We start from the raw sequence: 6,686 nt of genomic DNA on the forward strand, positions 1-6,686 counted from the left end.
ACAATGAAAATTATAATTGATGGAAAAGCATGTGAGGCTGAAAAAGGGGAATTTATTCTTCAAATAGCACAAAGAAATAATATATATATACCTACACTATGCCATAGTGATGCTTTAGCAGGTCTTGGAAGCTGTAGATTATGTGTAGTGGAAGTTGTAGATAGAGGTTGGTCAAAAGTTGTAACTTCATGCCTTTTCCCAGTCACTAAGGAAGTTGAAGTTGTAACTAATTCAGATAAAATAAAGAGAATAAGAAAAAATATAATGACATTACTTCAGATTAGATGTCCGGAAAATGAAGAAGTAGCAAAAATGGCTGAAGCTTTTGGAGTAGAGAGAAAAAGAGTAGAGAGATTTAAATTAGATAATACAGAAAATTGTGTGCTTTGTGGACTTTGTGCAAGAGCATGTAAGGAATTAGGAACGGGGGCTATATCAACGGTTAATAGGGGGATTTATAAAGAGGTAGATACACCTTATCATGAACCTTCACCAGAATGTATAGGATGTGGTTCTTGTGCAAATGTATGTCCAACTAGTGCTATAAAGATGGTAGATAAAGATGGACAAAGAGAAATATGGGGAAAGAAATTTAAACTGGTAAAATGTCATGAGTGCGGAGAAACTTTCGTTACAGAGGAACATTTAAAATTTGCTTATGGAAAAATAGGAAAAGAATTAGATATGGACAAAGTTCTCTGCGAGAAATGTAAGAGAAAAGCTGGAGCTAGTGAAATAAAAGAATTATATGAAAAAGTTTAATGAACTAATATTATAAAATTACAGAAGCGCCTTTTAGAAATAAGATATTTTTTTAGATAATATGGTTTCGATATAGTAAATATTTGAATTAAGAAAAGAATTAGATATGGATAAGGTTTTTGCAATAAATTCAGAATAAAAGCTAAAATTGACGGAACAAGAGAAATATACGAAAAGGCTTAGTGCGCTAATGTGGAAATTGCAAAAGTGCCTTTTAGAAGTAAGACACTTTTCCAAACAATATCTTTATTTATGCAGTAATTTATTAAAAATAATTACTTGCAGTATATTTTGTTTATGAGAAAGGTGGTAAATTAAATGAAACCAGATCTTAATTCTTTCGTAATATGTGATCCAGGTAAATGTATTGGATGCAGATCTTGTGAGGTAGCCTGCGCGGCAAGTCATAGAGATAAGGATGCAGGTCTAACAGTAGGAACTATGGAAACACCGATTGTTCCAAGACTTTTTCTTGTAAAAGAAGAGAAAGTTGTTATGCCAATTCAGTGTAGACATTGTGAAGATGCACCTTGTGCTAATGCATGTCCCGTAAATGCTATAGAACAGGAAGATGGAAGTATAAGAATAAATGAAAGTGCCTGTATAGGTTGTAAAACTTGTATGCTTGTTTGCCCAGTAGGAGCTGTTGATTTATTACCAAGATTTAATAAAAAGCAATCAGGTACTGCTTTTGAAGAAAAGGTAAAATTAGTAGCTCATAAATGTGATTTATGCAAAGAAAATGGTGGTACACCAGCATGTGTTAAAGCTTGCCCTAAAGAAGCTTTAAAGGTTGCTGTTCCTAGGGATGAAAAGAAAGACCGTAATGTAAAAGCAGCATTAGGATTATTAGATTTTAATAGTGATATATAATTAATAAAAAATCTATTAAAGAAAGGGATGTTAAAATGTCAAATAATACTGCCATGATATGTATAGATCAAGAATTATGTACTGGTTGCAGACGTTGTGCAGAGGTTTGTCCAGTAGATGCTATAGAGGGTAATGATAGAGAACCTCAGCATGTAAATACAGATAAGTGTGTTATGTGTGGACAATGTGTACAGGTTTGTAAGGGATATTATCCCATATATGAAGACGTTCCAACACCAATTAGTAAGAAATACTTTGATAGAGGTATGTTAGGTGATAATAAAGAACCTATATTTGCAGCTTATAATAAAGGTCAAATAAAAAAAGTTAAAGAGCTGCTTCAAAACAAAGAGTTGTTTAAAGTAGTACAATGTGCTCCAGCTGTAAGAGTTGGTTTAAGTGAGGATTTTGGAATGCCTCTTGGAACTTTAAGTCCAAGAAAGATGGCAGCAGCACTAAGAAAACTTGGATTTGATAAAGTTTATGATACTAACTTTTCAGCAGATCTTACAATAATGGAGGAAGGCAGCGAACTTATAGAAAGAGTAACTAAAGGTGGAACTCTTCCAATGTTTACATCCTGTTGTCCAGCATGGGTAAAATATTTAGAGCAAACGTATCCAGAACTTTTAGGTAATCTTTCAAGCTGTAAATCACCTCAACAAATGGCAGGTTCAGTTTTTAAAACTTATGGTGCTAAAGTTAATAAGGTAGATCCAGCTAAAATGTTAAGCGTATCTGTTATGCCATGTACCTGCAAAGAATTTGAATCAGAAAGAGAAGAAATGAAAGACAGTGGTTACAGAGATGTTGATGTAGTTATTACTACAAGAGAATTAGCTCATTTAATAAAAGATAGCGGTATAGATTTTAAGGAGCTTGAAGAAGAAGATTTTGATGATCCTTTAGGATTATATACAGGTGCAGGAACTATATTTGGTGTTACTGGAGGAGTTATGGAGGCTGCTCTTAGAACTGGATATGAACTTATAACTAAAAAACAAATTCCAAGTGTAGATTTAAGCGCTGTTAGAGGTGGAGAAGGTTTTAGAACTGCTGAAGTTCAAGTTGGAGATTTAAAATTAAAGGTTGGTATAGTATCAGGACTAAAAAATGCAGCACCTGTGCTTGAGTCAATAAAGAAAGGTGAATGTGATCTTCACTTTATAGAATTTATGACATGTCCAGAAGGCTGTGTAAGTGGTGGTGGACAGCCAAAATTACTTTTAGATGAATATAAAGAAGAGGCTTATAATAATAGAAAACAAGGCTTGTATGATCATGATTCTAATTTAGCTTTAAGAAAATCTCATGAGAATCCAAGCATTAAGAAAATATACAGCGAATTTTTGGGAGCACCATTAGGTCATAAATCCCATGAGTTGCTGCATACGAAATACAAATCCAGAAAGGAGTAAAAAAATATGCCTAATTGTTTTGTAGTAGCAGATCCAGTTAAGTGCATAGGATGCAGAACCTGTGAAATAGCTTGTGTCGTAGCTCATTCTAAAAAAGATATATTTACTTCAAATGTATCAGAAATTGAATTTTTTCCACGTCTAAGTGTAATAAAAACTGCAGAGGTAAGTGCTCCTATTCAGTGCAGACAGTGTGAAGATGCTCCCTGTGCTAAAGCATGTCCTGTTCAAGCTATAAGTAATAAAAATGGACATGTAAAGGTAGACGAAGGATTATGCATAGGATGTAAAACCTGTGCAATTGCCTGTCCTATTGGAGCTATAGATTTGGTTACAGAATTTAAGGATGGCAAAAGAGTTTTCCAGGCGAAACTTAGAACTAATAGTGAAGAGAGCCTAGATGGAAAAGAAAGAATTGTTGCACGTAAGTGTGATATTTGTGCAGATAGAGAAGGTGGACCAGCTTGTGCAGAAGTATGTCCAACTAAAGCTTTAAAAATAGTAAATCATGAAGAGATGGAAAGAATGATTAAAGAAAAACGCAAAATTAATGCAAATTCAATATTAAAATCAACTAATGAAAACAGTTGATTTTATATATACAAAATTTTGACTTTATAAAAGCAAAATGCGACACAACTTTTTAGGTGGAGTCCGCATTGAATATATGGTGTAAAAAAGCTGACCGTTTATTAAGGAGCTCTAATGCCTAAAATTCAAAAAATCTCTACCCGCTCAAATGTCCCGTCCTGATTCAAATTACGAGATTTTTTGAATTTTAGACATAAGAGCTCCTAAATTCACCTAAAAGCTTTTATACACCATATATTCAAAGCTCCCTCCACCTAAAAAGTTGTGTAGTAACTATTGTAATTCTAATATTAAAAACTGCTTATAATACATTATGATTTAGATCTTAATAAAAAAGCGTAGCTTTCATAATACTTACTATTTGATTTATATTATTTTTTATCTGTTTTTAAATAATACTTTTGGGCGTAGCCTTTAGAAAAATACATTTGTTGATTATTGACTGCATTTGAAATATTAATGTAGTTTCATATTAGAGTTTTCAACAATTCAATTGAGAAATCTCTTTCGAGATACTTTTATAAAATAAAAAATAACTTATGACAATTTAATTATATGTGTACGCTTGAAGTTACTAGTTTGGATTTTAACTTTTATGTAATGATATATGGTAAGTGTTTCATCACATTAGCTAAATTGTTTTAGTATCATTCTTAGCTCAAAATTTTTGAAAGCCTTAGAACTTTAGTCTTGTTTGAGGGAACCGAGTTTGACAAAGTTCTTAGGCTTTCAAAAATTTCGAGCTTTAGAATAATTAAAACATTTAGCAGTGATGAAACACTTACCATATATCATGGAGTAAAAGTTAAAATCCAAACTGCTACTGAACCTTTGCGTCACATTATTTTTAAACTGTGAAAGTTCAGCTATTATTCAAAGAATGAATATAGAATTCTATAGTTTTTTACAACATTTTTGTATCTATATTATATTTGCTTATTTTTCTATAAATAGTAGCTTTGCCTATTTTTAAAAGTTCTGCTGCTTTTATAGCATTTCCATTGCAAAATTTAAGAGCATCTATTATACATCTTTCTTCTACTTGTCCTAAAGGAAAAATTTGTTTTGGATCAGTATGTGCAGTTGCAGTATGTACGGTTTCATCTTCCTCAGATATTATATGAGTGTGAGTTACTACACTTTTTATTTTATTAAGAAGTTTGGAAGTCATAAGAGAATCTTCACAGAGGTAATAAGATCTTTCGAGTATATTTCTAAGCTCACGTACATTTCCTGCAAAGCTATGGCTTTTTAATTTTTCCACATAAGAAGGATCTAAATATTTGGGTTCGCATGGATTTTTCATGTTAAGTTTATTTAAGTAGTATTGAGTCAAAAGTTCTATATCATCTTTTCTATCTCTTAGTGGAAGTAGATGAAGACTCATTACATTTAACCTATAATAAAGATCACCTCTAAAATTTTTATTTTGAATTTCTTCAGTTAAAACTCTATTAGTAGCAGCGATAACTCGTACATCTATACTTTTTTCGTAAGAACCTCCAACTCGTACTATTTTAAGGTTATCTAGAACCCTTAAAAGCTTGGATTGTATATCAAAAGGTAATTCTCCAATTTCGTCTAGAAAAATAGTACCACCATCAGCTAATTCAAATTTACCAGGAGAACCACTTTTATTTGCTCCAGTAAAGGCACCTTTTTCATATCCAAAAAGTTCACTTTCTACAAGTTCTCTTGGTATAGCAGCACAATTTACTGCTATGAAAGGAGCGTTACGTCTAGAGCTATAATTATGAATTGATTGAGCATAAACCTCTTTACCAGTACCACTTTCTCCTTCAAGTAAAATGTTACAGTCGGTTTTTGCAGCTTTTTTTGCTAAGTCTATTAAAAGCTTTACATCCGGATTTCTCGTGATAATATCCTCAAATTTGAAAGAAGCTTTGTAGCCTGCAAAATTGTTAACTATCTTGTGTAGATTTTTATTATCCCTTAAAGATAATACTAATCCTATATTTTTGCTTCTTAATCTTACAGGAATTATATTTATAAAAGATCTTATTTTATTGCCATTAATATCAAAGCAGCAATCTTCATTAAAATAACTTTCTCCTGTGAGGATAGAACTGTTTATAACATCTTCCTTGAGTATATCATTTAAAAAAGTTTCATATAGCAGTTCTTCTTTTATACCTAATATTTTAACTGCTGTAATGTTTACCTTTTTTATTAATAGATTTTCATCAGTAATGATTAATCCTTCATTTGCAGAATTAAAAACTGCCTGTAATACAAAAGAAGATATGTCGTATTCTAATATACTGTCCATATCAATTCTACACATATCATTAGAATCTTCCCAAGGATCTAAATTTTCCATAGCATCACCCCCATGAAATCGAAGTTAGTGTAAAATTTTTTTACACTATTTTTATAAATTTTCTTTATATATCAAGGGTTACAGAGTTTTTTAAATAAAAAAACAATGACCCCCTATTTCATGTTATAATTGAATCTCTCACCAAACAAAAATATACATGAAAGGATGTCATTGTTATGGATTCAATTATAACTTATTTAGTTTTGTATAATCAATATCTTTTGAAAATAATTTATCAATTACTTTTATTTATTTGTAAACACATTCCTCTTAAGCAGTGGGCTTTTGAGGATTCACATAGTCCTGAATATCAAAAATTCAAAGTAGATAAACTTCCTACAATCATGCGTTTTGAAAAAGTAGATTATAGGCTTCTTCTGGCTTACTACAAACACAAATACAATAAGATGACCAAACCTGTTCAAAGGCGTAATGGAAAGACTATGCCTGAAAATATTGTGTGTCCAAAATGTGGTGCTCCCCACCACTATATCTACGATAATAATGGTAATAGAGGTCAATATCAGTGTAAAGTCTGTGGTCAAAATTTCAACGAAAACAACCATACCACTAAACCTATAATATTTATCTGCCCATATTGTGGACAAACTCTTTCAGCCAAGAAAGATCGTAAGCATTTTCGTATACACAAATGTGTTAACCCAAAATGCTCTTACTATTTGAGAAACCTTGCTAAACTT

General features: G+C 31.7%; 6 protein-coding genes. 5 read left to right on the forward strand and 1 reads right to left on the reverse strand.

What is annotated here, in order from left to right; translation table 11 throughout:
* Positions 1-3: 3 nt before the first annotated feature.
* The 4 genes from HBE96_RS17635 (at position 4) to HBE96_RS17650 (ending at position 3,644) form a co-directional block, all read left to right on the forward strand.
* Positions 4-762, forward strand: a complete 759-nt coding sequence (locus HBE96_RS17635) for a 2Fe-2S iron-sulfur cluster-binding protein (protein ID WP_169299020.1) — start codon at positions 4-6, stop codon at positions 760-762.
* Positions 763-1,080: 318 nt separating this feature from the next.
* Positions 1,081-1,635: a 4Fe-4S dicluster domain-containing protein gene (locus tag HBE96_RS17640; protein WP_169299021.1), complete on the forward strand. Its 555-nt coding sequence runs from the start codon at positions 1,081-1,083 to the stop codon at positions 1,633-1,635.
* Between the two features lie 35 nt (positions 1,636-1,670).
* Complete coding sequence (locus HBE96_RS17645) at positions 1,671-3,053, forward strand: [FeFe] hydrogenase, group A (RefSeq protein ID WP_169299022.1); 1,383 nt, start codon at positions 1,671-1,673, stop codon at positions 3,051-3,053.
* Between the two features lie 6 nt (positions 3,054-3,059).
* On the forward strand, positions 3,060-3,644 hold the full coding sequence (locus HBE96_RS17650) for a 4Fe-4S dicluster domain-containing protein (protein ID WP_169299023.1): 585 nt from the start codon (positions 3,060-3,062) through the stop codon (positions 3,642-3,644).
* A gap of 904 nt (positions 3,645-4,548) precedes the next feature.
* Here HBE96_RS17650 and HBE96_RS17655 read toward each other — a convergent pair.
* Positions 4,549-5,985, reverse strand: coding sequence for a sigma-54 interaction domain-containing protein (locus HBE96_RS17655; RefSeq protein ID WP_169299024.1), 1,437 nt, complete (start codon positions 5,983-5,985; stop codon positions 4,549-4,551).
* Between the two features lie 176 nt (positions 5,986-6,161).
* Here HBE96_RS17655 and HBE96_RS17660 point away from each other — a divergent pair.
* A partial coding sequence (locus HBE96_RS17660) for a transposase (protein WP_206154980.1) occupies positions 6,162-6,686 on the forward strand: 525 nt, incomplete at its 3' end.

It is taken from the genome of Clostridium muellerianum (assembly GCF_012926525.1).
GTDB classification, from domain to species: Bacteria; Bacillota; Clostridia; order Clostridiales; family Clostridiaceae; genus Clostridium_AM; species Clostridium_AM muellerianum.

Coding starts and splice junctions, on each gene's coding strand:
- HBE96_RS17635 (WP_169299020.1), top strand. CDS start 4: ATGAAAATTATAATTGATGGAAAAGCATGTGAGGCTGAAAAAGGGGAA.
- HBE96_RS17640 (WP_169299021.1), top strand. CDS start 1,081: ATGAAACCAGATCTTAATTCTTTCGTAATATGTGATCCAGGTAAATGT.
- HBE96_RS17645 (WP_169299022.1), top strand. CDS start 1,671: ATGTCAAATAATACTGCCATGATATGTATAGATCAAGAATTATGTACT.
- HBE96_RS17650 (WP_169299023.1), top strand. CDS start 3,060: ATGCCTAATTGTTTTGTAGTAGCAGATCCAGTTAAGTGCATAGGATGC.
- HBE96_RS17655 (WP_169299024.1), bottom strand. CDS start 5,985: ATGGAAAATTTAGATCCTTGGGAAGATTCTAATGATATGTGTAGAATT.